Consider the following 26210-nt stretch of genomic DNA (forward strand, 5'->3'; position numbering starts at 1 on the left):
CGAAGTAAACTTGAGTGCGGAAGAAGATAAACAGGATGCGGAGACAGCATGGAAGGGAATATCATGGAGAAAGATTTGGAACAGATCAGGGCTTCGGTTGCGGCGCACCGGGAGGAAATCCTGAGTGCAAACGACCGGATTCACGGTTTTGCCGAGATGGCGTATCAGGAGTTTCAGTCATCGGAGCTGTTGATCGGACTTCTAGAGGAAAACGGATTTCAGGTGGAAAAGGGACTGGCCGACATGCCGACCTGTTTTCTCGGACGCTGGGGAAAAGGCGCTCCGGTCATGGGGATTCTGGGCGAATTTGATGCGCTGGAATGTCTGAGCCAGGAAGCCGGAAATCCGGAGCACAAGCCGGTTCTGGAAGGTGCGCCGGGGCACGGCTGCGGTCACTGCGCACTGGGAACCGCGTCTCTGTCCGCGGCGATCGCGGTGAAAGAGTATCTGGAGAGGAATCAAAAGAGCGGAACCGTCATTTATTTCGGCTGTCCTGCGGAAGAAGGAGCCGGGGCAAAACAGTTCATGGCAAGAGCAGGACTCTTCGATGACTGCGATTTTGTCTATACCTGGCATCCGGCAACCGTCAATCAGGTTTCGGCCGATTCCAATTCCGCGATCATGGGTGCGACATTTACGTTCGACGGCATCACGGCCCATGCCGGCGCCTGCCCGTGGAACGGAAGAAGCGCACTGGACGCCTGTGAGCTGATGAATGTGGGCTGTAACTATCTGAGAGAACACATGGAGGACGGACAGCGCGTTCACTACGCGTACTCCAATGCGGGCGGCTCTCAGCCGAATGTGGTTCCGGCGCACGCCTCGGTCAAGTATGAAGTTCGCGCCCGCCGCGTGTCCGAAGTGAAGGAGTTGTTCGCGAGAGTAGTGGATATCGCAAAAGGTGCGGCGCTGATGACGGGAACGAAACTGACATATGAAGTGAGCATGGCGTTCTCCGATTTCGAATCCAACCGCACCCTTGCGCCGATCGTGAGCGACTGTCTGAAAGAAGTCGGCGCACCGTCCTGGGACGACGAGGACTATGCTCTGGCGGAGAAATATCTCCGCTCCTACGATCCGGTCACGCTCGACCACATTCGCCAGTCAATGGCGGAGATGTTTGGCGCGGAAAATGTTCCGGAGATTGAGAAACGTCCGCTTCATGCCGGGGTCTTTGCGTTTGATCCCCGTTCCGGAAAGCCGCAGGGCGGATCCACGGACGTCGGCGACGTGAGCTATGCCGCGCCGACGGTGGAACTGAATATTGCCACCGCGTGCATCGGCAATATCGGTCACACCTGGCAGATGGCAGGACAGGCCGGCAGCCGAATTGCGCACAAGGGACTCCTGACCGCTGCGGAGATCATGGCGCTTGCCTGTGTGAGAACCATGGACCGGACGGATCTGATCCAAAAAGCAAAAGAGGAAGTCCGCCGGAAAAACGGAGGCCACTATCAGTGTCCGCTTCCGGACAGCGTAAAACCGCCGATCGGAACCTACTAATGAAAAACATACTATCACTACAAGAAATTATTTGTGAAAACACAATTCTTCACGGTTTGACTTTCCGGGATTGCTCCCATAAGATAGTATAGAAAACGACGGAACGGTCGTTTGAAGTGTCGGATTTTTGCCGCTGAAAGCAGCATTTTTCGCTGTGTGATCCGCGTACATTTTCGCAGAGCGGCTTCTCGCAGAGTAGCTTCTCGCAGAGCGGTATTTATGCAGAGCGGCCTCTCGCAGAGTAGCTTCTCGCAGAGCGGCATTTTTGCAGAGGGGCATTTTCGCAGAGCGGCATTCTCGCAGAACGACATCTTCCATGCAATTTCGGATTGAGGTTTGAAGATGCATTCGGGTGAAGTGCGTGGGGAATGACTGGAAGCAAAAACGATTGGCAGCAAAAGCCCGACCGGGGATTTGTGGGTATCGGAAATAGTTAGGAGATAGTATGGAAGCATTGATGGTATCGCTGAATGCGGTCATTCCGTTTGTTTTTTATCTGGCGGTGGGCTACGGGGCAAGAAGGCTGAAGCTGTGCACAAATGAGCTCCTTCAGGGGATGAATAAGCTGGTGTTCAAAGCCTTTTTTCCATTGTCGCTGTTCTGGAATATGTATACCATGGATCCGTCCATTGAGATCGACATTCCGCTTCTTTTGGCGGAGGGCGCATCGCTGATCGCATTGATCGTCCTTCTGATGCTGACGGTTCCGTGGTGTGTGAAAGAGAACCCACGCCGGGGTGTGGTCGTTCAGGCCATATACCGGTCCAACTGTGTCCTGTTTGCCCTTCCGATGGCTGAAGTTGTCATGGGAGAACCGGGAAAAATTTATGCGACCATGATGCTGGCGGTGATCGTCCCGATCCTCAATGTCTCCGCGGTGCTGGTTCTCGAATCCTTCCATGGCGAGGGGCTGACCGATCCGAAAAAGCTGATCATCAACATTCTGACAAATCCGCTGATCGACGGTATCGCAGTCGGAGCGCTTTTCTTTGCACTCGGAATTCATCTTCCGCGCTTTATCGAGACGCCGGTGAAGAATATGGGCAGTATGGCGACACCGCTTGCCCTCTTTATTCTGGGCGGAACACTGGAATTTTCACAGGTTGGAAAAAACCTGAAATGCCTTACGGTGGCGATGGGAATCAAGCTTCTGGTCATTCCGCTGGTTGTGACTGTCATTACGACTCTCGCCGGACTGAGTGATGTGGTCCGCTTCACCTTCTTCATCATTTACGCAACACCGGTCGCGACTTCCTCCTACGTGATGGCCCAGAATATGGGCGGCGATGGAGAACTGGCCGGGCAGTTTGTGGTATTCAGTACCGTTGCGTCCGCATTGACCCTGTTCATCTGGGTTTACGCCTATGCGGCGCTGGGATTTGTTTGAGTGGCAAAATGATGTCTGCGTATAAAGGAACGGATCCGTCCTGCGGAAATTGCGGGCGAGTCCTCCGATGAGATGATTATTATATTATGGGACAAAAGACAGCCTTCGGGCTGTTTTTTTGTTTCATAGGGAAGCAGTGCGGAGTGTTCGATTCACAAAACAGAGTATGGATTTACTTGCCCGTTTGATGGTTCATGACACATTATTGGCCTTTGATGATCGGAAAAACGGAAAAAAGAAAACGGTTTCAAAAAGGCTTGATGGAGAAAAATCGTTTAAATTGTACGTGAATAAGAACAATCTTTGGCAACAGACACGATGATAAATCGAAAAGATGATGGGTAAAAATGAACAGAAAGCTTGTATTTATAAGGGCACAATCAAGAAAAGGGCAGTTTGTTAAGAAAAATTTATTTCAGAATTATGTGTAACCTGTACACAAAATAAGAAGTATTATTGAATTTATTACGTAAAACGCACAAAAAACTCCTTTACTCCATGGAATGCTGTGCTATAATGATCAAGGGAGTTAATCATTTTTTATGATGGACGGCTGGAGAAAGAAGGCTGCGGCGGTTCGTCGAAGTATTCAGGAGGAAAGAGTAATGGCTAACAAATGGGTTTATCTGTTCACTGAGGGTAACAAAGACATGCGTAATCTCCTCGGTGGTAAAGGCGCTAACCTGGCTGAGATGACAAATCTCGGTCTTCCGGTTCCGCAGGGTTTCACAATTACCACAGAGGCCTGCACTCAGTACTATGAGGACGGCAGACAGATTAACGATGAGATCAAGGGACAGATCAGAGAATACATGGAGAAACTCGAAGCAATCTCCGGCAAAAAGTTCGGCGATATCGAGAATCCGCTTCTGGTTTCGGTTCGTTCCGGTGCTCGCGCTTCCATGCCGGGCATGATGGACACCATCCTGAACCTCGGCATCAATGAGCAGGTCGTAGACGTAATGTCCAGAAAGTCCAACAATCCGCGCTGGGCATGGGACTGCTACAGAAGATTTATTCAGATGTTCTCCGACGTCGTAATGGAAGTTTCCAAGAGCAAATTTGAAAAGCTCATCGACAAGAAAAAAGCAGAAAAGGGAGTTACCGCCGATGTTGATCTGACAACCGAGGATCTTCAGGATCTGGTTGCACAGTATAAGGTTCTCTATAAGAACGAGATCGGAAGCGAGTTCCCGAGCGATGCAAGAGAGCAGCTGATCGAGGCCGTTAAGGCAGTTTTCCGTTCCTGGGATAACCCGCGTGCCAATGTTTACCGCCGTGACAATGATATCCCGTACAGCTGGGGTACAGCCGTAAACGTACAGATGATGGCATTCGGCAACATGGGACCGACATCCGGTTCCGGCGTTGCATTCTCCCGTGATCCGGCTACCGGTGAAAATGCATTCTATGCGGAAGTTCTGATGAACGCACAGGGCGAAGATGTCGTATCCGGTGCGAGAACTCCGATGAAGATCGAAGAGATCAAAGTAAAACTTCCGGAGATCTACAAGGAGCTCCTTGAGATTTCCGATAAACTGGAAGACCATTACAGAGACATGCAGGATATGGAGTTCACCATCGAGGATGGAAAGCTCTTCATGCTTCAGTGCCGCAATGGTAAGAGAACCGCGAAGGCAGCGCTGAAGATCGCATGCGATCTTGTGGCAGAAGGAAAGATCGACAAGAAGACCGCTGTTCTGGCTGTAGATCCGAGAAACCTGGATACACTTCTTCACGGTTCTTTCTCCAAGGAGACATTAAAGAGCGCAGAGCAGATCGGCAAGGGCCTTCCGGCTGCACCGGGCGCTGCCTGCGGTAAGATCGTATTCACCGCTCTTGAGGCGAAGAATGCGGCAGCAAAGGGCGAGAAAGTTGTCCTGGTTCGTCTCGAGACCTCTCCGGAGGATATCGAGGGAATGAAGGCAGCTCAGGGTATCCTGACTGCCCGCGGCGGTATGACCTCTCATGCAGCGGTTGTTGCACGCGGAATGGGCGCATGCTGCGTAGCAGGCTGCTCTGATATCAAGTTTGCAGAGGACGGCGAGAGCTTCACACTCGGCGGAAAGACATACAAAGAGGGAGACATCATTTCCTTCGACGGTTCTACCGGAAATATCTATGACGGCGCACTGGAAGTATCTGAGGGCGCAGTGGAAGATGAGGATTTTGCAAAGCTCATGACCTGGGCGGACGAATTCAGAACCATGAAGGTTCGTACAAATGCGGATACACCGGAAGATGCAAAGAGAGCAAGAAGCCTTGGCGCAGAGGGTATCGGCCTTTGCCGTACCGAGCACATGTTCTTTGAGGGCGACCGTATCGATGCGATCCGTGAGATGATCGTTGCAGACTCCAGAGAAGAGCGCGAGAAAGCACTGGATAAGATTCTTCCGCTTCAGCAGGGAGACTTCGAGCAGCTCTTCGAGGCAATGGAAGGCAACCCGGTTACCATTCGTTTCCTGGATCCGCCGCTGCACGAGTTCGTTCCGAAGACTGAGGAGGATATCGAGAAAGTTTGCAAGAATACAGGCAAGACCGCAGAGCAGGTTCGCGCTGTCATCGAAGGTCTGGTTGAAGTCAACCCGATGATGGGTCACCGTGGCTGCCGTCTTCCGATCGCATATCCGGAGATCGCTGTGATGCAGACAAAGGCTGTCATCCGTGCGGCTATTAAGGTTCAGAATGCACACGCAGACTGGAAGATCGTTCCGGAGATCGAGGTTCCGCTGGTTGGAATTCTCAAGGAAATGCAGTTCGTAAAGAAGATCATCGTTGAGACTGCGGATGCCGAGCTGAAGGCAGCAGGTTCCGATCTGAAGTACGAGGTAGGTACCATGATCGAGATCCCGAGAGCAGCTCTGACAGCAGATGAGATTGCGAAGGAAGCGGAGTTCTTCTGCTTCGGCACCAACGATTTGACTCAGATGACATTCGGTTTCTCCCGTGACGATGCCGGTAAGTTCCTGGATTCCTACTATGACGCAAAGGTTCTGGAAAATGATCCGTTTGCAAAGCTGGATACCGAGGGTGTCGGCAAGCTGATGAAGATGGCGGTTGAGCTCGGACGCAAGACCAATCCGAACCTTCCGGTCGGCATCTGCGGCGAGCACGGCGGCGATCCGTCTTCCGTTGAGTTCTGCCACGAGATCGGCCTTGACTATGTTTCCTGCTCCCCGTTCCGTGTTCCGATTGCGAGACTGGCAGCAGCACAGGCAGCTATCGCCGAGTCACGTCAGTAAAGAATGCAAGCTGTTTTTTGGGAACTTTTGAAATCTCCAAAGATTTCATGAAGCAAAGTATGAGGATTTATCATCCGGAAAATACTTTCCATTACCCAGAAAAGCTTGAAATAAAGCTATTCCTAGTATAGGGTGTCTGCTTAGACACCCTATATTTTTTTACTTAAGAATAATTTCAACCAGGCTGTAATGAGAGCTAGACACAAGAAATTGTTGACTGCATTCGACAAAATTTTTGTCAGAAGTTCGGGAAATCCGAACAGTAAAAATTAACCATTTTGGAAAAAGTTCGGAATATCCGAACTTAGAAGGAGGTTCAAAAATGTCGGAATTTACAGCTAAAAAGCTTAAAGAAGCGCGTGTTAGGGCAGGTTTTACTCAGGATGAAGCTGCAAAGCTCATGAACTTGAAGAAGACAACCATGAGCGAAATGGAAGCTGGGAAGAGAAGTATATCTGCTGATGAACTTGCACAGTTCTCTCGTATCTATGAAGTGGATGTAAGAGAATTACTGTTCCTAGAGTTTACAGAAGCCGGTGAAGAGCAGAGACTTGCAGCTAAGTACAGTTCGTTCTTTAAATTACTTGAGAAATTATCTGATCGTGATATTGAAGATGTTTATTGGGTAATAAAGCGTAAGGTTGAAGGATTGCTTTAAAAACTGAATAAGACTCAGGATGCCCGCATTGCAGATTACACCTGCTTTGCGGGTATTTTTTTGTGTTGACATATACGGAGACCGTATATACAATGAAAGTAGATAGATATACGGGGACCGTGCATAGGAGGCGCATTATGGCAGATTTAGATTTAAAGCTTGATGGTATCGCTAATGGCGTATTAGTTGAACAAACTGATAAGAAAAAAGCTGATGCTGACAAGAAAAAAAGAATGTATGCAAGCGCCTTTGCTTATATTAGAAATCAGACAGGAATGAATAAGAAGGAGTTTGCAGAATACCTTGGAATTCCATACAGAACGTTACAGGACTGGGAACTTGGTAATACCCAGGCTCCGGAATATGTGCTCCGATTAATTGCTTATAAAGTAATGTGGGAGAAGGAAAGGGGGAACCTATAATGACAGTGTTGAGATTTATCCTTAGAATTGCTTTATTACCAGTGCAGGCAGTTCTTACTCTTTTAGTATTGGCAATAGATTTTTTAAGTGGATGGGCTATTTTGGCATTCAGAATAATCGGTGCATTATTTCTCCTTGGAGGCCTGTGTCAGTTTATCAGTAAAACAGGTTCTGCTTCTCTAGGCTGGCAGGGAATCATAGTTGCAGTCATTATAGTAGCTGTTCCACAGGCTCTTACGATTTGGGGTGAAGTAGGACTAATTAGATTTAAGGAGCTTTTAGCAAGAATTTAGTGTCATGACCGATTTTGTCTCGTTTTGACTCGTTTTGTCTCGTCTCGACCGACATTAGCACTTTTCTTATAGATTTAACGGTGCTATTATTATCATAGACAAGTGAGAGGTAAACAAAAGCCACTCACTTGTTTTTCTTTTGCAGAAGAATAGGAAGCAGATATAAGCGTCATCACATGACCAACCCTCAAGGTCGTGTGAGGCGCTTTTTTGTTCTCCGAAACCGGTAGGCGCGCACCGGTGGTTCTATCAAACAATCATGCAAAAAGAAAAGGAGAAAAGTGAATATGGATTATGAACAGTTCAAAGCGGATTTCCAGGATGCATTAAGGGATGAATTTGCAGGCAGAGGAGCTGAAGTAGAACTTACAGCCCGAAAGGTCGAAAAGATGAATGGCAGTTACGAAGCCATCACGGTAAGACCGCAGGATTCTGCCATTGGAGTAAACGTTAGTGTGGAAAGAGCATTTGCTGCATATGGGAAGGGCGAAGATATTTCTGAGATTGCAGATCATTTTGCTGATGCTGTAGAGAATGGATTTAAGGAATCACCAAAGTTTGATATTGAATCTATTTCAGATTATGAGCAGATGAAGAGCAAACTTGCTATGGAGGTTGTTTCGGCTGAGAGGAATGCGGAGCTTCTTCAGACGGTTCCACACGAGCAGATGGAGGATATGGCGGTTGTATACCGTTTCATCCTTGATCAGAGTAATTCCGGCAATGGAACGATTTTGGTCACTAATCAGATGCTTGATCAGTATGGAATCTCGAAGGAACAGCTTCGTGCAGATGCCATGGAAATCGCACCAGAGATCAGACCGGCGGAGATCAGAGGTATGTCAGAAGTCATGAATGAAATGGCTCCCGGTATGATTCCGGAGATTGCACCAGAAGATGAGCAGATGTTTGTTGCGACGGTTCCGGATAAAATTCATGGAGCCGGTGTTATCGCATATCCGAACTTTATGGAGGATGCGGCACAGAAAGCCGGAGGTGATTACTTTGTTCTCCCAAGCAGTATCCATGAGGTTTTGCTTGTAAAGGACAATGGCCAAATGAGCGTAAAAGAGCTGGAGAACATGGTCAAAGAGGTCAATGCTACCCAGGTGGAACCGGCAGATCAGCTTACAGATCATGTCTACCACTATGATAGCCAGAATCATATTTTTGAGTTGGCAGATAAGTATGAGGAACGAATGCATGAAGCGGAACATGGAACGCCAGATAAGGATTCCGTCCTTGGAGATCTGAAGGAGAAGAAACAGGAGATTGCAAAGAAAGATCCGGTAAAGGATGCAGCGAAAAGGACTGCAAAAAAGCACGAGACTTCGTTGTAAGCTCAAATAAATTTATGTCAGAGAGAGGCTTCCCTTAAAAGGGGGAGCCTTTTTCAGTTGAGAAAGGAGCTATTCCATATGGGTAAAGAATATAAAAAAGTGCAGAAATATTTCAATAGGAACGATCTTACGAGAATTCCCCATGGAGCGGCATCTGAGAGCGGATCGATAACGCTGTGCAATTGTTGCCATCCGTGTTCTTATGGAAGAGGAAAAGCGTTTTGTTTTCCGTGCTATCAGAAATTAGTGGCAGTTCGTGTTGGAACATCCACTTTGAAAAGTAGCAGATAACGAGGTGAGTTATGGACTTTGGCTATTTTCGTGAAGAAGAGTCGGAGCAGTTTGCCTTCTACAGGATCCCGCAGATCCTTTTCAAGGATGATAAGTTTGCAAAGCTTTCAACGGATGCCAAGGTTTTATACGGATTGTTCTTGAATCGGGTGTCTCTGTCAAAGAAGAACCATTGGATCGATGAGCAGGGTCGGGTGTTTGTCTATTACACATTGGAAAATATCCAGGAGGATCTGCATTGTGCGAACCAGAAAGCTATGAAGCTTTTAAAGGAACTTGAAAGGTATGGGCTGATAGAGAGAATCAAACAGGGACTCTGTAAACCGGACAGAATCTATGTGAAGAATTTTATTCTTCATCAGCAATCATTAGTCCGGAGTAATGAAAATCATTATTCCGGGGTAGTGAAAATCACTGGTCCGGAGTCATGGAAATCATTACCTAGTAATACTGAGAAAAATAATACTGAGTGTAGTAATACTAATCCTTTCCTTTCCGGAGATGGGAAGGGAATAGATGAGAGAGAGCGATACCGGAATTATTTTATTCATTCTCTTGAGCTTGACATCGTCAAAGCGGATCGTCCTTATGCAGGTGAAAGAATTGATGAAATTCTTGAAATCATTCTGGATACGATCTGTTCCAAGAGGAAGATGATTCGTATCGCAGGAGATGATAAGCCGGCTGATGTGGTGAAAAGTCAATTGATGAAGCTGGATTACGGGCACATAGAGTTTGTCCTGGATTGCATGAAGGAAAACACGACACAGATCAAAAATGTAAAACAGTATATTCTTACGGCGCTCTATAATGCGCCGCTTACGATCAACAACTATTATTCGTCGCTGGTGCAGCATGACATGGCGACAGGAAAAATATAAGGAGGAAACTCAATGGAGCAGATCACAATTGATATTCAGCTTGATCCGTTAAAGGATGGCATTAAAGTACCACAGACAGAAGTATCCAGAACGGATGCACATGCGGTGATTCTGGGAACCAATGGAAAAATCAGACAGATCTCGATGAAAGAAGCAGAGCATATTCTTGATCAGATGGAGAATTGTGGAGCAGGAGTCGATCTTGGTGAGTCAGACTATATTGCTGTCTACAATAAGGACCGGGTTTTTAAGGCAGAGGGAGAAGATTATCTGGTTGGAAGTGTTCTCGTTTTTAAGAGAATAGGTAATTTTCTCAAGGCAATTCCGGATGATGAGATCGGTGATCTTATGGAGATTGCCATGGCGCAGATCGATATGCTAAAGGCAGGAGAGACCAGCTTTTCAGCGATGCGTGTGTAAGGAGGCGTTGAAATGAGCAGAACAATACCAAGAGCCTATGTTACAGCTGCATGGAGCAAGAATCCTGTTGTCGCAAAAGAAGCAGCAAAGAAATACTGTCAGGAACTGGTAAAGGAAGGATATCTTCCCCTTTGCCCTATTCTTGCTTTTGATGGAATCTTTTCAGCTGAGGATACGGAAGCTCATAAGAGATTCAAGGAGATGTCTGAGGATCTGCTTCGTAGAGCAAGATTCCTTGTTATCTGTGGTAATAAGCAGAATGAGGAAGTTAAGGATGATATCGCAATAGCCAGAAAATCCAAGGTTATTGTTACAACCTTAGATGGAGTTATTGGACTATGATTGGCCCAGATAGAAGGGAGGCGATAATTCGTGGTTAATGAAGAACTATCAGCCAAGTCGCTTCATTTTGTGGTTGATTATGCTGTGAAGCCTGCAACAAAAGAAATCATAAAATCTTTGGAAAAAATCTGTCTCCAGCTTAAAGCACAGAATCAAAAGCAAAAGGAAAAAGTTAAAACAGGTAAGATGCCTGTGAAAAAGCTCATTAAGCAGGGCAAAGGTGCTCAGAAGATAGAGCTGGATGGTGAAGATATCCATCTGTTTAATCGTCTTGCTAAGAAATATGGTGTGGATTATGCCGTGGTAAAGGATAAGGAGGCTGGTACTTATAAGATCTTTTTCAAGGCTCAGGATGCAGATGCTATCTCTGATCTGGTAGCTGATTATACCAAGAGAACCCTTGGAAAAGAAAAAGGTGCAAAGGAGAGCGTACTTGGTAAGCTTAAGAAACTTAAGGAAAAGGTTGCTTCGATACCTCGTAAGGTAGTAGAGAAGAGGAAGGAGCAGACACGATGAATCAGAAATTAAAAAAGAAGATTATTCTGAATATCCCTTATGTTGCAATAGGCTTATTTGCTACCAATTTCGGTGAAGCCTGGCGTATTTCAGAGGGGATGAATGCATCAGAAAAGCTTCAGGGAATGATCCTTGGCGGTGGTTTTCAGACAGCATTTTCCAATCCGCTACCAAGTTTGCATCCTTTGGATCTTCTAGTAGGTATTGCTTGTGGAGCAATCCTTCGATTGGCAGTTTATCTTAAGGGTAAGAATGCCAAGAAGTATCGGCATGGAGTGGAATATGGTTCTGCCAGGTGGGGCAAGTCATCGGACATAGAACCCTTCCGGGATCCGGATCCAAGGAATAATGTGATTCTCTCCCAAACTGAGCAGATCACTCTAAGTTCCAGACCATCTCAGCCAAAGTACGCAAGAAATAAGAATGTGCTGGTTGTAGGTGGTTCCGGTTCAGGTAAAACGAGGTTTTTTATTAAGCCGAACTTGCTGCAGTGTGACAGTAAGGATTATCCTTGTTCATTTGTAGTAACTGATCCGAAGGGAAGTGTGGTTTTGGAATGCGGTAATGCCCTTTTGAAGAAAGGATATCGTATCAAGATATTTAATACCATCAATTTCAACAAAAGTATGCATTACAATCCCTTCGCCTATATTCATAGTGAGAAGGACATCTTAAAGCTTGTAACTACGCTGATTGCCAATACCAAAGGTGAAGGAAAAGGAGGGGATGAGTTCTGGGAAAAAGCCGAGAAACTGTTGTATTCAGCGCTTATCGGCTACATCCATTATGAGGCTCCGATAGAGGAACAGAACTTCACAACGCTTCTTGAAATGATCAATGCTATGGAAGTCAGAGAAGATGATGAGGAGTTCAAGAATGCGGTAGATATGCTCTTTGATGAGCTGGAGGAAAAGGATCCAAATCATTTTGCGGTTCGCCAGTATAAGAAGTATAAGCTTGCAGCCGGAAAGACGGCTAAGTCTATCTTGGTTTCATGTGGTGCCAGACTGGCTCCATTTGATATCAAAGAGCTTCGAGAGATCACAGCTTACGATGAATTACAACTGGATACGATAGGTGATAAGAAGACGGCGTTGTTTCTGATTATGTCAGATACAGACGCCACTTTTAATTTCCTAATATCTATGGTGTACACGCAGCTGTTTAATCTGCTTTGTGAAAAGGCAGATGATGTCTATGGCGGAAGACTTCCGGTTCATGTGAGGTGCCTTATTGATGAATGTGCTAATATCGGACAGATCCCTAACCTGGAGAAGCTGGTTGCAACCATCCGATCCCGTGAGATCAGTGCCTGTCTGGTGCTTCAGGCAAAGTCACAGCTGAAGGCAATCTACAAGGATAATGCAGACACCATTGTCGGTAATATGGATTCTCAGATTTTCCTTGGAGGAACTGAGAAGACAACGCTAAAGGATCTTACAGAGATTCTTGGCAAGGAAACCATTGATATGTACACCACAGGAAATACCAAGGGCTCCCAGGAGTCCTATAACATGAATTACCAGAAGCTTGGCAAAGAGCTGATGAGTATGGATGAACTTGCTGTAATGGATGGCAGTAAATGTATTGTTCAGGTGAGAGGTGTGAGACCTTTCCTTTCTGATAAGTACGACCTGACAAAGCATCCAAACTATCCGCTGACAGCAGATTATGACAAGAAGAACTGGTTCGATATTGAGAAATATCTGAACAGAAAGCTTATCCTTCATCCAAATGATGAATACGAAGTATTTAACGATGCCTAGGCTAATGGAGTATAAGAGAAGAAATTTTTCACTGACATTTTTAAAATTCATCCCGTATAATTGAGGATGAGTTATTTAACTTATACTTAGTATATTCGCTGGAGGAATGAGATTCATGAAATTTGCTATGTTACTGTGGAGTTTTGGATTTTTTGAGTAACTACCATATCTTTTAAATAACAGAATCAATGTAGCAAAGGAGATTATAGATATGGAATTTAATAAAGTTATTCAGAAGAGAGAGTCTGTCCGTAAGTACAGCGATACAAAGCCAACAGAAGATCAAGTGAAATATATTCTAGAAGCAGGGCGCTTAGCACCAACAGCTTTTAATAAGCAACCACAACGAGTGTATATACTAAAAAGTGGAGAAGCTCTTCAGAGGATGGACAGTGTTCATCCATGCCGTTATGGAGCACCGATGGTAATTCTAGTATGTTCCGATAAAAATGCTGCAAGTAATTTTCAGGGTGGAAATAGCTATTTGACAGATGGTGTTATTGCAGCAACACATATGATGCTGGCAGCAACAGATATAGGATTGGATACATGTTGGGCTGGAGTGAATGATGTTCTTAAAACACAGAAGGTTTTTGACCTGCCAGAAAACATCTATCCTATTTGTTTCCTGGATTTGGGATTTCGCGCTAGCGATTTCAAAGGTGTATCTAGCGATAAAAAAAGAAATCCAATTGATTCAATGGTAACTATTTTATAAATAATTGCGGCGTAGCCCAAGGGCGATTGAAAAGCAGGAGTCATAACCTGCCGCCGTGTTTACTCCTGAAGAGGAGTATAGCGGAAGAACCCGCATTAATTAATGCAGCGCTGTGCCGGAAAGGTCACTGCAGAAGACATCCGGCTTACAACTGAATATGGAACTTTTTACAAGGGTAATTAACGAGAGTCACGGCCTGATCAGCCATGGCTCTTTTTTAATGCTCGCAACTACAAACAATCAATTTCTTAATTACATGGAGGATTTTCATTATGGAATTTTTTAATTCAGCAGTAGGCGTACTTCAGACACTCGTTATCGCACTTGGTGCAGGTCTTGGAATTTGGGGCGTTGTAAACCTCATGGAAGGATATGGCAATGACAACCCTGGAGCTAATGCTCATGTACGGTAAGGAAGCAAGCAACCGAAAACAAGAGATAGACCGCCAGCACTACACTATTCCGAACCAAAGACCAAAAGATAAGCATTGTGGGAAAATCTAAACTTTTGGATTTTCCTACAATGCCAACTACGGCGGAATCCCTCCCACTCCTTATATCTTTCTGTATACATTGAATTTGTATTTAGTAAAATGCAGACAACACCACGGATCGGCTTTTGGTTGGACAATTCCAACCAAACACCACAGCAGACAGCAGAAAACATTCTGAACGCTAGGAAGCCGGTATGATTGTTACATATAAGGGGAAGAAAAATTTCTTTTAGGTACTTGCTTTCCTAAAACTGATGTGATACAATGATTTAATCCAGAAAAGGAGTAAAAAATATGCGGCAAGGTATTCTTAAATAAAACTATAATCAAATAGTGGGAACAAAGGATTATGATAGCTCCTTTTGTAGGGGCTTAGTTTTTTGTACCCAATTTAAGAATACTTTTGCCTTATCAATTTTGACATATCCCCAAAAACAGCAATCACAAACAGGTGTATGCTGTATATGTGTATGTCCGCAACTTATAATCCCCAGTGGTAAAAGTATTTTACTGCTGGGGATTTTTATGCCCTTTGGGGCTGTAAAGGGAGGACAATCACATGAAAATAATCAATATTGGAATTCTTGCCCATGTAGACGCTGGAAAGACGACCTTGACGGAGAGCCTGCTATATGCCAGCGGAGCCATTTCAGAACCGGGGAGCGTCGAAAAAGGGACAACGAGGACGGACACCATGTTTTTGGAGCGGCAGCGTGGGATTACCATTCAAGCGGCAGTCACTTCCTTCCAGTGGCACAGATGTAAAGTTAACATTGTGGATACGCCCGGCCACATGGATTTTTTGGCGGAGGTGTACCGCTCTTTGGCTGTTTTAGATGGGGCCATCTTGGTGATCTCCGCTAAAGATGGCGTGCAGGCCCAGACCCGTATTCTGTTCCATGCCCTGCGGAAAATGAACATTCCCACCGTTATCTTTATCAACAAGATCGACCAGGCTGGCGTTGATTTGCAGAGCGTGGTTCAGTCTGTTCGGGATAAGCTCTCCGCCGATATTATCATCAAGCAGACGGTGTCGCTGTCCCCGGAAATAGTCCTGGAGGAAAATACCGACATAGAAGCATGGGATGCGGTCATCGAAAATAACGATGAATTATTGGAAAAGTATATCGCAGGAGAACCAATCAGCCGGGAAAAACTTGCGCGGGAGGAACAGCAGCGGGTTCAAGACGCCTCCCTGTTCCCAGTCTATCATGGCAGCGCCAAAAATGGCCTTGGCATTCAACCGTTGATGGATGCGGTGACAGGGCTGTTCCAACCGATTGGGGAACAGGGGGGCGCCGCCCTATGCGGCAGCGTTTTCAAGGTTGAGTACACCGATTGCGGCCAGCGGCGTGTCTATCTACGGTTATACAGCGGAACGCTGCGCCTGCGGGATACGGTGGCCCTGGCCGGGAGAGAAAAGCTGAAAATCACAGAGATGCGTATTCCATCCAAAGGGGAAATTGTTCGGACAGACACCGCTTATCAGGGTGAAATTGTTATCCTTCCCAGCGACAGCGTGAGGTTAAACGATGTATTAGGGGACCAAACCCGGCTCCCTCGTAAAAGGTGGCGCGAGGACCCCCTCCCCATGCTGCGGACGACGATTGCGCCGAAAACGGCAGCGCAAAGAGAACGGCTGCTGGACGCTCTTACGCAACTTGCGGATACTGACCCGCTTTTGCGTTGCGAAGTGGATTCCATCACCCATGAGATCATTCTTTCTTTTTTGGGCCGGGTGCAGTTGGAGGTTGTTTCCGCTTTGCTGTCGGAAAAATACAAGCTTGAAACAGTGGTAAAGGAACCCTCCGTCATTTATATGGAGCGGCCGCTCAAAGCAGCCAGCCACACCATCCATATCGAGGTGCCGCCCAACCCGTTTTGGGCATCCATAGGACTGTCTGTTACACCACTCTCGCTTGGCTCCGGTGTACAATACGAGAGCCGGGTTTCGCTGGGATACTTGAACCAGAGTTTTCAAAACGCTGTCAGGGATGGTATCCGTTACGGGCTGGAGCAGGGCTTGTTCGGCTGGAACGTAACGGACTGTAAGATTTGCTTTGAATACGGGCTTTATTACAGTCCGGTCAGCACGCCGGCGGACTTCCGCTCATTGGCCCCGATTGTATTGGAACAGGCATTGAAGGAATCGGGGACGCAGCTGCTGGAACCTTATCTCTCCTTCATCCTCTATGCGCCCCAGGAATACCTTTCCAGGGCTTATCATGATGCACCGAAATACTGTGCCACCATCGAAACGGCCCAGGTAAAAAAGGATGAAGTTGTCTTTACTGGCGAGATTCCCGCCCGCTGTATACAGGCATACCGTACTGATCTGGCCTTTTACACCAACGGGCGGAGCGTATGCCTTACAGAGCTGAAAGGATATCAGGCCGCTGTCGGTCAGCCGGTCATCCAGCCCCGCCGTCCAAACAGCCGCCTGGACAAGGTGCGCCATATGTTTCAGAAGGTAATGTAAAGATACATAATCGTCAAGACGGCAACAATCAGAAGTTATGGAGGGTAACAATGGAATATAGTAAGGAAGATTTAATGGAAGCAAAAAAGCAAATTTGGGGAGTGGGAGAGAACATGGGAACAGAGGAAAGTAAAAAAATCTGGGAGGAGAACGCACAATTTTGGGATAATGCAATGGGTGACGAATCTAATGAATTTCACAGAGAGGTAGTGCGTCCCAAAGTAACGGAACTTCTATCTCCTAATCCTGCGGATTACATTTTGGATATTGCGTGTGGCAATGGAAATTATTCTTCGTATCTTGCACAAAGAGGCGCTTCGGTTGTCGCTTTTGATTACAGCAAAAAAATGATAGAATTGGCTAAAAGACGGCAATCACAATATGCAAAACAAATTGAATTTTGTGTGGCGGATGCGACCGATAGAAAAAGTATATTAGAATTAAAAAGAAATCGAGCCTTTACGAAAGCAGTTTCTAATATGGCAATTATGGATATTACGGATATTGAACCACTTCTTATGGCTGTTTATGAACTGTTGCAGGAAAGCGGAATTTTTGTCTTTGCAACGCAACACCCTTGTTTTGTCACGTTGACTGAAAAATATATGACACCGCACAGTTACTATGATATAGCGATTGAAGGGCAACCGAAAGAGCAGATTTATTATCATCGTTCCATACAAGATATTTTTAACCTTTGTTTTAGAGCTGGATTTGTCATTGATGGATTTTATGAAGAATGTTTTAAAACCAACAAAGAAATTCCTATGGTAATGATAGTAAGGCTTAAGAAGGTAAAACGTGATAGCTTAAAATAAATTCAAGTTTGTCGGGTAAATAGCAAACCCAGCCGAGCCAGTCAACGGTCAAGATGAACGGCGCATATGCGCAGCCGTTGACAGCCCCGCCCGCCTTTGCTGGTAGGCAATCAAGGGGCGACAGCAAGAAGTGCCACCGCCCCGCACTATTATTCAGAAAGGGGAATTTCCATGACCGACCAGATAGCCTATCAAGAATATATCCAGCGCAGGTACAACGCCTTTTGCAAGACTGTTATCCGCTGTGCCGCCTTGGACAAGATTTTGAAGCTTAAACGGCAATGGGAACGGCAAGTTTCCCTTGACTATCTGATGAACGAGAAGTTTGTCCAGTTTGCCGCGTCGGAGCCGGACGAGGAATACCCATTTACCGTCTGCGGTCAGACCGTCCTGCTCTGCAACGCCGCCCTTGCCGACGCGATCTCTGTTTTGCCGGAGCAGACGCGGGAAGAAATCCTGCGCTATTACTTTCTGCGCCAGCCGCAGCGCGTGATCGGCGCGTGTATTGGCCGGTCACGCAGCACAGCGGGGCGGCATATCCAGCTTGCCTTGCAGCGGCTACGCGAAGAAATGGGGGTGAGCCGGTATGAGTAGACTTCTCCCCTATGAAACAATCCTCAAAGCCCGTGAGGGCGACCCAGAAGCCGTGAACGCTGTCCTGCTCCACTACGCCGGATATATCCGCTATTTCTCAAAAGTGAACGGGCAGGTCAACGCCGAGGTGGAGGACTATGTAAAGCAGCGGTTAATTGACTGTCAATTCAAGTTCCGGCTTGACGAACCACCGGACAAGTCATAAAAACTGAATACCAGCCGCCACCGACGCGGCCAGCGAAAGCAGTAAGTCTTGAAAAAGATTTACTGCTTTTTTTGTTGTCCGGCTCCGCTCCCGGCCATTTTGCCCCCTGCCGGTTGTAGTAGTAAGCGAGGAGGGAATTTTTCTGCCCTGGTGTTTGGCATTTGGAGCATTTACCCGTAGTAGAGGGCAAAGAGAAAGGATTTCTCCAACACCGGGTAGAAACCACTGCGTCCGGTGTCATTTTAGCGAAAGCGGGCAGGAATGCCCTTTACAGGATTAGTAGTAGCAGAAAAAGAGAAACAAACTTTTGTGGTTGCAGTTTTCCAAAAAAGTGGCGGACGGAAGTGAGAGAAAGTTTGCAGTCACGGAGAGCAAGATTCTACCGCAGTACCAAAATTCGCTTATCGCTCATTTTGCCCCTGCGGGAATCTTGTTGGGGAGTGCCTTCCCCAAACCCTGCTTATGCGGCTTACGCCGCTGGAAAATCCCTCAAAATAATTTTTCGGATTTTTCAAAAACAGTTCCGCTTTACACCCTGTTTTTCTCCTATTAGTGAGAGGACACCACGCACAGCCGAAGGAGGTTTTACCATGCGAAAACGATATAACACGCCGCACCGCAGCCGGGTAGTCAAGACACGCATGACCGAGGAAGAATACGCCGAGTTTGCGGAAAGGCTTTCTGCTTACAACATGAGCCAAGCCGAGTTTATCCGGCAAGCCATAACCGGGGCAGCCATACGCCCCATCATAACCGTTTCCCCCGTCAATGACGAGTTGCTTGCCGCTGTCGGGAAGCTGACCGCCGAATACGGCAGGATCGGCGGCAACTTAAACCAGATAGCCCGGACGCTGAACGAGTGGCACAGCCCCTACCCGCAGCTTGCCGGGGAGGTACGGGCGGCGGTTTCCGACCTTGCTGCCCTAAAGTTTGAAGTCTTGCAGAAAGTGGGTGACGCTGTTGGCAACATTCAAACATATCAGCTCTAAAAATGCGGACTATGGCGCAGCGGAAGCCTATCTCACATTTGAGCATGACGAGTTTACCATGAAGCCCACCCTTGATGAAAACGGGCGGCTGATACCGAGGGAGGATTACCGCATTTCTTCCCTCAACTGTGGGGGCGAGGATTTCGCTGTTGCCTGTATGCGGGCTAATCTCCGCTATGAGAAAAACCAAAAACGGGAAGATGTGAAAAGCCACCACTATATCATCAGCTTTGACCCACGGGACGGGACAGACAACGGCTTGACCGTAGACCGGGCGCAGGAGCTGGGCGAGCAGTTCTGTAAAGAGCATTTCCCCGGACACCAAGCCTTAGTCTGCACCCACCCGGACGGGCATAACCACAGCGGCAATATCCATGTGCATATCGTCATCAACTCCCTGCGGATTTATGAAGTCCCGCTTCTGCCCTACATGGACAGACCAGCCGACACACGGGAGGGCTGCAAGCACCGCTGCACCAACGCCGCTATGGAATATTTCAAGAGTGAAGTCATGGAGATGTGCCACCGGGAGGGGCTTTACCAAATCGACCTCCTAAGCGGCAGCAAGGAACGGATAACCGAACGGGAATACTGGGCGGCAAAGAAAGGACAGCTTGCCCTTGATAAAGAGAACGCTGTCAGAGAAGCCGCAGGACAGCCGACCAAGCCCACCAAGTTTGAAACGGACAAGGCGAAGCTGCGCCGGACGATACGGCAGGCACTTTCCCAAGCTGGCAGCTTTGACGAATTTTCTTCCCTTTTGCTGCGGGAGGGTGTGACCGTCAAGGAGAGCCGGGGGCGGCTTTCCTACCTCACGCCGGACAGGACAAAGCCTATCACAGCCCGGAAGCTGGGGGACGATTTTGACAAGGCTGCTGTCCTTGTCCTGCTTACGCAGAACGCCCACAGAGCCGCCGAACAGAGCAAAGCCATACTCGAATACCCTGCCGCGGTTAAAAAGCTGTCACAAGGGGAAAAAACCACAAAAACCACCCCGGCAGACAACACCTTGCAGCGCATGGTTGACCGGGAAGCCAAGCGAGCCGAGGGCAAGGGCGTGGGCTATGACCGCTGGGCGGCAAAGCACAACCTAAAGCAAATGGCAGCTACCGTTACCGCCTATCAGCAGTACGGCTTTTCTTCCCCGGAGGAACTGGACGAAGCCTGTTCTGCCGCCTATACCGCCATGCGGGAAAGCCTTACAGAGCTGAAGCAGATGGAAAAGACGCTGAACGGGAAAAAGGAGCTGCAACGGCAGGTGCTTGCCTATTCCAAGACCCGCCCTGTCCGGGACGGGCTGAAACAGCAGAAAAACGCCAAAGCAAAAGCAGCCTACCGTCAGAAGTACGAAAGCGACTTTATCATAGCAGACGCAGCCGCCCGCTATTTCAGGGAAAACGGCATTTCCAAGCTGCCGAGCTATAAAGCCCTGCAAGCAGAGATTGAAACCCTTATCCAAGAGAAAAACAGCGGCTACAACGATTACCGGGCAAAACGGGAGGAATACCGCCGCTTACAGACTGTCAAGGGCAATATCGACCAGATTTTACACCGGGAGCGCAAGCCTGTGAAAAGGCAGGAACAGGAACGATAAAAACCGCCCCAAAATGTACCCGAACCTATACAGAACAAGGGGGCTGCCCCGTACCCTATCCGCAAATACCAAAGGATTTTTTAACGGGCTTATAGGGCAGAAAAAACCCGAAAATGATACCGAGATGATACAGAATTACCGCCGATACCGCCACACCAGCGGAAACGGCAGAAAGGAGCGCACCCATGCCAAGAATGAGCAAGAAACGGCGGCTGGAATGGTCTTTTTTCCTGCGGCAAGTGAAAGTCGGGAATTCCACCTGCGATCGTATCACATACAATGACCTCTGCCGGGGCTGTACCCATAGCTGCAAGCAGAGCTTCCGGGCGGTTATCATACTCTGCCCCCACTACTACTCCAAACGCCGGAAAAAGGAGGACAGGGACAATGGCAGATAACCGCAAGTATTACTACCTCAAGCTGAAAGAGAACTTTTTTGACAGCGACTCCATTGTGCTGCTGGAAGATATGAAAGACGGGATTTTATACTCCAATATCCTCTTGAAGCTGTACTTAAAATCGCTGAAAAACGGCGGGAAATTGCAGCTTGACGAGCATATCCCCTACACAGCGCAGATGATAGCGACACTGACCCGCCACCAGATAGGGACGGTTGAGAGGGCTTTAGAGATTTTCCGGCAGTTGGGGCTTGTGGAGCAGCTTGACAGCGGGGCTTTCTATATGACCGACATTGAGCTGATGATAGGACAGTCCTCTACCGAAGCCGAGCGGAAACGGGCTGCAAGACTGGAAAACAAGGCACTTTTACCGCCCCGGACAAAAGGCGGACATTTGTCCGACATTCGTCCACCAGAGATAGAGATAGAGTTAGAGAAAGAGATAGAGATAGAAAAAGAGAGAGAGGGAGAAACGGGACACCCCGCCCCCGCCGCTTATGGCAGATACAACAATGTGATACTGACCGATACAGAGCTTTCCGGGCTAAAAACAGAGTTGCCCGACAAGTGGGAGTATTATATTGACCGGCTTTCCTGCCATATCGCTTCCACCGGGAAACAGTACCACAGCCATGCAGCCACCATTTACAAGTGGGCGCAGGAGGACGCTGCCAAAGGCAAGGCTGCCCCGAAACAGGGCATACCCGATTATTCATGCAAGGAGGGCGAGAGCTTATGAAAAACGGAATTGAAGCTATGATTACGGACATTACAGCCACTACCGCCGAAGCGGAGGACTACACAGGCGAGGACGGGCTTTTATACTGCGGTAAGTGCCATACGCCCAAAGAAGCCTATTTTGCAGAGGGAAAGACTTGTTTCGGGCGTGACCGCCACCCGGCAGAGTGCGACTGCCAGCGGGCAGCCCGTGAAAAGCAGCAAGCCGCCGAAAGCCGACAGAAGCACCTTGAAAAAGTGGAGGACTTGAAACGCCGGGGCTTTACCGACCCTGCTATGCGGAACTGGACATTTGAGCATGACAACGGCAGAAACCCGCAGACCGAAACCGCCCGCTTTTATGTGGAGAGCTGGGAAACCATGCAGGCTGAAAATATCGGCTACCTGTTTTGGGGCGGCGTGGGGACGGGAAAAAGCTACCTTGCCGCCTGTATCGCCAACGCCCTTATGGAAAAAGAGGTTGCCGTCTGCATGACAAACTTTGCAACGATACTGGGTGACCTTGCCGCCAGCTTTGAGGGCAGGAACGAATATATTTCCCGCCTTTGCAGCTACCCTCTGCTGATACTTGATGATTTCGGTATGGAGCGAGGAACAGAATACGGGCTGGAACAGGTTTACAGCGTGATTGACAGCCGTTACCGAAGCGGCAAGCCGCTGATCGCCACGACCAACCTCACGCTGGAGGAATTGCAGCACCCGCAGGACACGCCCCACGCCCGTATCTATGACAGGCTGACTTCCATGTGCGCCCCCGTCCGCTTCACGGGCAGCAACTTCCGAAAGGAAACCGCACAGGAAAAGCTGGAACGCTTAAAGCAACTGATGAAGCAGCGAAAGGAGAGCCTATGACAGAAACGAAACAGACAAGCACCACCAAAACAGACCGCCGCCCGGACTGTGTGACGGAAATCCGCATGGGCAACTCCGTCCTTACCGTTTCCGGCTTCTTCAAGCAGGGCGCAACCGACACCGCAGCCGACAAGATGATGAAAGTGCTGGAAGCGGAAGCTGCTACACAAAAAACGGCGATTTGACCGACCATAAAGAAGCAGATTTGACGCTTTTGCCGCTATACAGACAGCCGCCCCATGTGGTACAATCAAGGTACGGAATAGTGGGGCTGGCTGTCGGAAACGGAGGATTTTATGTTAAGACAGACCAACCAACAACCAATTACCGCCCTTTACCCAAGACTATCCCATGAGGACGAGCTGCAAGGCGAAAGCAATTCCATTTCCAATCAGAAGCGTATCCTTGAAACCTATGCAAAGCAGAACGGCTTTTCCAATCTGCGCTGGTACACGGACGACGGTTATTCTGGTGCGAACTTTCAAAGACCCGGTTTTCAAGCCATGCTTGCGGACATTGAAGCCGGAAAAGTCGGGACAGTTATCGTAAAGGATATGTCGAGGTTAGGGCGAAACTACCTGCAAGTGGGAATGTACACGGAAATGATTTTCCCACAGAAAGGTGTCCGCTTCATCGCTATCAATGACGGAGTGGACAGCGCACAGGGCGACAATGACTTTGCCCCGCTGCGGAATATCTTTAACGAATGGCTGGTGAGAGATACGAGCAAGAAAATCAAAGCAGTAAAACGCTCAAAAGGCATGAATGGCAAGCCCATCACAAGCAAGCCTGTGTATGGCTACCTCATGGACGAGGATGAAAATTTCATTATTGACGAGGAAGCTGCACCCGTAGTCAAGCAGATATACAACCTCTGTCTTGCCGGGAATGGTCCGACCAAGATAGCCCGTATGCTCACAGAGCAGCAAATCCCCACGCCGGGAACGCTTGAATACCGCAGGACGGGCAGCACCCGCCGCTACCACCCCGGCTATGAGTGCAAGTGGGCGACCAATACCGTAGTGCATATCCTTGAAAACCGGGAATACACAGGCTGTCTGGTAAATTTCAAGACAGAAAAACTTTCTTACAAAGTCAAGCACAGTGTAGAAAATCCCCCGGAAAAGCAAGTGATTTTCGAGAACCACCACGAGCCTATCATAGACACCCAAACATGGGAACGGGTGCAGGAGCTTCGCAAACAGCGCAAACGCCCAAACCGCTATGATGAAGTGGGTTTGTTCTCCGGCATACTGTTCTGTGCGGACTGCGGCAGCGTGATGTATCAGCAGCGATACCAGACGGACAAGCGCAAGCAGGACTGTTATATCTGCGGCAACTACAAGAAACGCACCCATGACTGTACGGCGCACTTTATCCGCACCGACCTCTTGACCGCTGGTGTACTCTCCAATCTGCGGAAAGTGACCAGCTATGCGGCAAAGCATGAAGCCCGGTTTATGAAACTCTTGATTGAGCAGAACGAGGACGGGGGCAAACGCAGGAACGCCGCCAAGAAAAAGGAACTGGAAGCCTCCGAGAAACGCATAGCCGAGTTATCCGCTATCTTCAAGCGGCTGTATGAGGACAGCGTGACCGGGCGCATATCAGACGAGCGTTTCACAGAGCTGTCGGCAGACTATGAAGCAGAGCAACGGGAGCTGAAAGAAAGAGCCGCTGCTATTCAAGCGGAGCTTTCCAAAGCACAGGAAGCCACCGTGAACGCAGAAAAGTTTATGAATGTTGTCCGGCGGCATACCAGCTTTGAAGAACTTACCCCTACTCTGCTGCGGGAGTTTGTAGAGAAAATCGTTGTGCATGAGTGCAGCTATGACGAGAACAAGACCCGCAGACAGGACATTGAGATTTATTATTCTTTTGTTGGCAAGGTGGACTTGCCCGAATAACCGCCCGACCTATCCGACACAATGCGCAAGTGCCGGATAGGAACGGCAAAATTTTTTACACTTCTATTACTTCTTTATCGCACATCAGTAAAGTCACAGGGCATGAAGCAGCTCATGGCCGGTGGAGGAGTTGCCCTCATCGGAACCACACTTGTTCCACTTCTTAAGGGTTTGTTCCACTGATCGTTTTTTTCCGGACATGGGAGAAAATAAAAAACAGGGAGCCGTTCTACGGCTCTCTGGAAAGGAGGTAACCATTGGAGAGTTTGTTGGAGAAACTGACGGACTGGCTCAAAGGGATACTGGTGAGTGGAATCATGGATAATCTCACAACGACATTTGCAACCTTAAATCAAAAGGTTGGAGAGGTAGCAACACAGGTAGCGCAGAAGCCGGATCAGTTTCAGCCTACAGTTTATAACCTGATCAAAAACCTGTCGGAAAATGTGATCCTGCCCATAGCAGGAATCATTCTTACTTTTATTGCATGTTATGAGTTGATCCAGTTGGTTATTTCACATAATAACCTGGCAAATTTCGAGACGTGGATCTTTTTTAAATGGGTATTCAAGACCTTTGTGGCGGTAACACTGATCACCAATACCTTTAATATCACTATGGCAGTCTTTGATGTAGCCCAGCATGTGGTCAATCAGTCGGGTGCACTGATAGCAGACAGCACAGCGGTGGATGGTTCAACCCTGGAAACCATGAAATCAACGCTGGAGGCTATGGATGTTGGACCGTTGTTTGGCATATACCTACAGTCCTTTTTTGTGAAGTCCTTATTTTCGATTTTATCAGTTCTGATCTGGGCTATCGTATATGGACGAATGATTGAAATCTACCTGACGATCAGTCTTGCTCCGATCCCTTTTGCAACCTTTGGTAACAGAGAGCAGAGCATGATTGGACAGAATTACTTTAGATCCCTTTTTGCCCTTGGCTTTCAGGGATTTTTGATCATGGTATGCATAGCAATCTATGCAGCTTTGGTCAAGACGGTTTCATTTTCAACGGATATCATGGGCTCTTTGTGGAATGTCCTGGGTATTACGTTACTTCTTGCATTTACGCTGTTTAAGACGTAAACGGTAAATAGTCGGTGCCGTGATACGGCATCTCGGCCATGAGATAATTATTCTGTCACTTTCAAAACTTGAAAAAGTTGGTGTCAACTTTTCCCAGTTTTCACAGGAGGTTTCTCATGGATACTCAATTAGCTACTTCCCAGATTCGTTTGCAGAACTGGGTTGCTATCATCAGGGATCAGAAATCCAGCGGACTCACGATCAAAGACTATTGCCAGGAACACGATCTTTCCCAAAACGCGTATTACTACTGGCTTCGAAAAAGCCGACGT

Annotated in this window: 28 protein-coding genes; all 28 read left to right on the plus strand. The window is 47.8% G+C overall.

What is annotated here, in order from left to right:
• The first annotated feature begins 63 nt into the window (after nucleotides 1-63).
• Nucleotides 64-1503, plus strand: a complete 1440-nt coding sequence (locus BR86_RS0108635; RefSeq protein ID WP_031473082.1) for an amidohydrolase — start codon at nucleotides 64-66, stop codon at nucleotides 1501-1503.
• Nucleotides 1504-1948: 445 nt separating this feature from the next.
• Nucleotides 1949-2890, plus strand: coding sequence for an AEC family transporter (locus BR86_RS0108640; protein WP_031473084.1), 942 nt, complete (start codon nucleotides 1949-1951; stop codon nucleotides 2888-2890).
• Between the two features lie 605 nt (nucleotides 2891-3495).
• The gene (ppdK, locus tag BR86_RS0108645; RefSeq protein ID WP_031473086.1) at nucleotides 3496-6132 is read left to right on the plus strand and encodes a pyruvate, phosphate dikinase; all 2637 of its coding nucleotides are present in this window, start codon (nucleotides 3496-3498) and stop codon (nucleotides 6130-6132) included.
• A gap of 322 nt (nucleotides 6133-6454) precedes the next feature.
• Nucleotides 6455-6790, plus strand: coding sequence for a helix-turn-helix transcriptional regulator (locus BR86_RS0108650; protein ID WP_051233765.1), 336 nt, complete (start codon nucleotides 6455-6457; stop codon nucleotides 6788-6790).
• A 137-nt stretch (nucleotides 6791-6927) separates the two neighbouring features.
• The gene (locus BR86_RS0108655; protein ID WP_330372124.1) at nucleotides 6928-7212 is read left to right on the plus strand and encodes a helix-turn-helix domain-containing protein; all 285 of its coding nucleotides are present in this window, start codon (nucleotides 6928-6930) and stop codon (nucleotides 7210-7212) included.
• A complete protein-coding gene (locus BR86_RS0108660) occupies nucleotides 7212-7505 on the plus strand; it encodes a hypothetical protein (RefSeq protein WP_031473092.1) in 294 nt (97 codons plus the stop codon). Before BR86_RS0108655 ends, BR86_RS0108660 begins: the two co-directional genes overlap by 1 nt.
• A gap of 287 nt (nucleotides 7506-7792) precedes the next feature.
• On the plus strand, nucleotides 7793-8845 hold the full coding sequence (locus tag BR86_RS0108665; RefSeq protein ID WP_031473094.1) for a DUF5688 family protein: 1053 nt from the start codon (nucleotides 7793-7795) through the stop codon (nucleotides 8843-8845).
• A gap of 302 nt (nucleotides 8846-9147) precedes the next feature.
• A complete protein-coding gene (locus tag BR86_RS0108670) occupies nucleotides 9148-10017 on the plus strand; it encodes a DUF6017 domain-containing protein (protein WP_031473096.1) in 870 nt (289 codons plus the stop codon).
• Between the two features lie 12 nt (nucleotides 10018-10029).
• Complete coding sequence (locus BR86_RS0108675) at nucleotides 10030-10437, plus strand: hypothetical protein (protein ID WP_031473098.1); 408 nt, start codon at nucleotides 10030-10032, stop codon at nucleotides 10435-10437.
• Nucleotides 10438-10449: 12 nt separating this feature from the next.
• On the plus strand, nucleotides 10450-10779 hold the full coding sequence (locus BR86_RS0108680) for a DUF7768 domain-containing protein (RefSeq protein WP_031473100.1): 330 nt from the start codon (nucleotides 10450-10452) through the stop codon (nucleotides 10777-10779).
• Between the two features lie 30 nt (nucleotides 10780-10809).
• Entirely contained in the window at nucleotides 10810-11295 is a 486-nt protein-coding gene (locus BR86_RS0108685; RefSeq protein ID WP_031473102.1) for a PcfB family protein, read from the plus strand.
• Nucleotides 11292-13061 (plus strand): VirD4-like conjugal transfer protein, CD1115 family, encoded by a 1770-nt coding sequence (locus BR86_RS0108690; RefSeq protein ID WP_031473104.1) that lies wholly within the window; start codon nucleotides 11292-11294, stop codon nucleotides 13059-13061. The genes BR86_RS0108685 and BR86_RS0108690 overlap by 4 nt, the downstream gene beginning before the upstream one ends.
• A 211-nt stretch (nucleotides 13062-13272) precedes the next feature.
• A complete protein-coding gene (locus BR86_RS0108695; RefSeq protein ID WP_026490262.1) occupies nucleotides 13273-13779 on the plus strand; it encodes a nitroreductase family protein in 507 nt (168 codons plus the stop codon).
• 272 nt (nucleotides 13780-14051) lie between these two features.
• Nucleotides 14052-14192, plus strand: a complete 141-nt coding sequence (locus BR86_RS15650) for a Maff2 family mobile element protein (RefSeq protein WP_038288314.1) — start codon at nucleotides 14052-14054, stop codon at nucleotides 14190-14192.
• Between the two features lie 640 nt (nucleotides 14193-14832).
• Complete coding sequence (tet(W), locus tag BR86_RS0108710; protein ID WP_002586627.1) at nucleotides 14833-16752, plus strand: tetracycline resistance ribosomal protection protein Tet(W); 1920 nt, start codon at nucleotides 14833-14835, stop codon at nucleotides 16750-16752.
• A 50-nt stretch (nucleotides 16753-16802) separates the two neighbouring features.
• Complete coding sequence (locus tag BR86_RS0108715) at nucleotides 16803-17570, plus strand: class I SAM-dependent methyltransferase (RefSeq protein ID WP_002586626.1); 768 nt, start codon at nucleotides 16803-16805, stop codon at nucleotides 17568-17570.
• 171 nt (nucleotides 17571-17741) lie between these two features.
• Nucleotides 17742-18164: a sigma-70 RNA polymerase sigma factor region 4 domain-containing protein gene (locus tag BR86_RS0108720; protein WP_002586616.1), complete on the plus strand. Its 423-nt coding sequence runs from the start codon at nucleotides 17742-17744 to the stop codon at nucleotides 18162-18164.
• Nucleotides 18157-18369 (plus strand): helix-turn-helix domain-containing protein, encoded by a 213-nt coding sequence (locus BR86_RS0108725; RefSeq protein WP_002586615.1) that lies wholly within the window; start codon nucleotides 18157-18159, stop codon nucleotides 18367-18369. Before BR86_RS0108720 ends, BR86_RS0108725 begins: the two co-directional genes overlap by 8 nt.
• Nucleotides 18370-18959: 590 nt before the next feature.
• Nucleotides 18960-19358, plus strand: coding sequence for a plasmid mobilization protein (locus BR86_RS0108740; RefSeq protein WP_002569238.1), 399 nt, complete (start codon nucleotides 18960-18962; stop codon nucleotides 19356-19358).
• Nucleotides 19330-20952: a relaxase/mobilization nuclease domain-containing protein gene (locus tag BR86_RS0108745; protein ID WP_002569237.1), complete on the plus strand. Its 1623-nt coding sequence runs from the start codon at nucleotides 19330-19332 to the stop codon at nucleotides 20950-20952. The genes BR86_RS0108740 and BR86_RS0108745 overlap by 29 nt, the downstream gene beginning before the upstream one ends.
• A gap of 185 nt (nucleotides 20953-21137) precedes the next feature.
• The gene (locus tag BR86_RS15670) at nucleotides 21138-21350 is read left to right on the plus strand and encodes a hypothetical protein (RefSeq protein ID WP_002569236.1); all 213 of its coding nucleotides are present in this window, start codon (nucleotides 21138-21140) and stop codon (nucleotides 21348-21350) included.
• A complete protein-coding gene (locus BR86_RS0108755) occupies nucleotides 21340-22089 on the plus strand; it encodes a phage replisome organizer N-terminal domain-containing protein (RefSeq protein WP_002569235.1) in 750 nt (249 codons plus the stop codon). Before BR86_RS15670 ends, BR86_RS0108755 begins: the two co-directional genes overlap by 11 nt.
• Nucleotides 22086-22940, plus strand: coding sequence for an ATP-binding protein (locus BR86_RS0108760; protein ID WP_002569234.1), 855 nt, complete (start codon nucleotides 22086-22088; stop codon nucleotides 22938-22940). The genes BR86_RS0108755 and BR86_RS0108760 overlap by 4 nt, the downstream gene beginning before the upstream one ends.
• Nucleotides 22937-23125: a transposon-encoded TnpW family protein gene (locus BR86_RS0108765; RefSeq protein ID WP_002569233.1), complete on the plus strand. Its 189-nt coding sequence runs from the start codon at nucleotides 22937-22939 to the stop codon at nucleotides 23123-23125. Before BR86_RS0108760 ends, BR86_RS0108765 begins: the two co-directional genes overlap by 4 nt.
• A gap of 111 nt (nucleotides 23126-23236) precedes the next feature.
• Entirely contained in the window at nucleotides 23237-24847 is a 1611-nt protein-coding gene (locus BR86_RS0108770) for a recombinase family protein (protein WP_002569232.1), read from the plus strand.
• A 21-nt stretch (nucleotides 24848-24868) separates the two neighbouring features.
• The gene (locus BR86_RS16595; protein ID WP_075034466.1) at nucleotides 24869-25030 is read left to right on the plus strand and encodes a Maff2 family mobile element protein; all 162 of its coding nucleotides are present in this window, start codon (nucleotides 24869-24871) and stop codon (nucleotides 25028-25030) included.
• Between the two features lie 74 nt (nucleotides 25031-25104).
• A complete protein-coding gene (locus BR86_RS0108775) occupies nucleotides 25105-25938 on the plus strand; it encodes a VirB6/TrbL-like conjugal transfer protein, CD1112 family (RefSeq protein ID WP_031473117.1) in 834 nt (277 codons plus the stop codon).
• Nucleotides 25939-26054: 116 nt separating this feature from the next.
• Nucleotides 26055-26210 (plus strand): IS66 family insertion sequence element accessory protein TnpA (gene tnpA / locus BR86_RS16675; RefSeq protein WP_154661373.1); only part of this gene is annotated, 156 nt, incomplete at its 3' end.

The sequence above is a fragment of the [Clostridium] aminophilum DSM 10710 genome, from assembly GCF_000711825.1.
Classification (GTDB): domain Bacteria; phylum Bacillota; class Clostridia; order Lachnospirales; family Lachnospiraceae; genus Clostridium_R; species Clostridium_R aminophilum.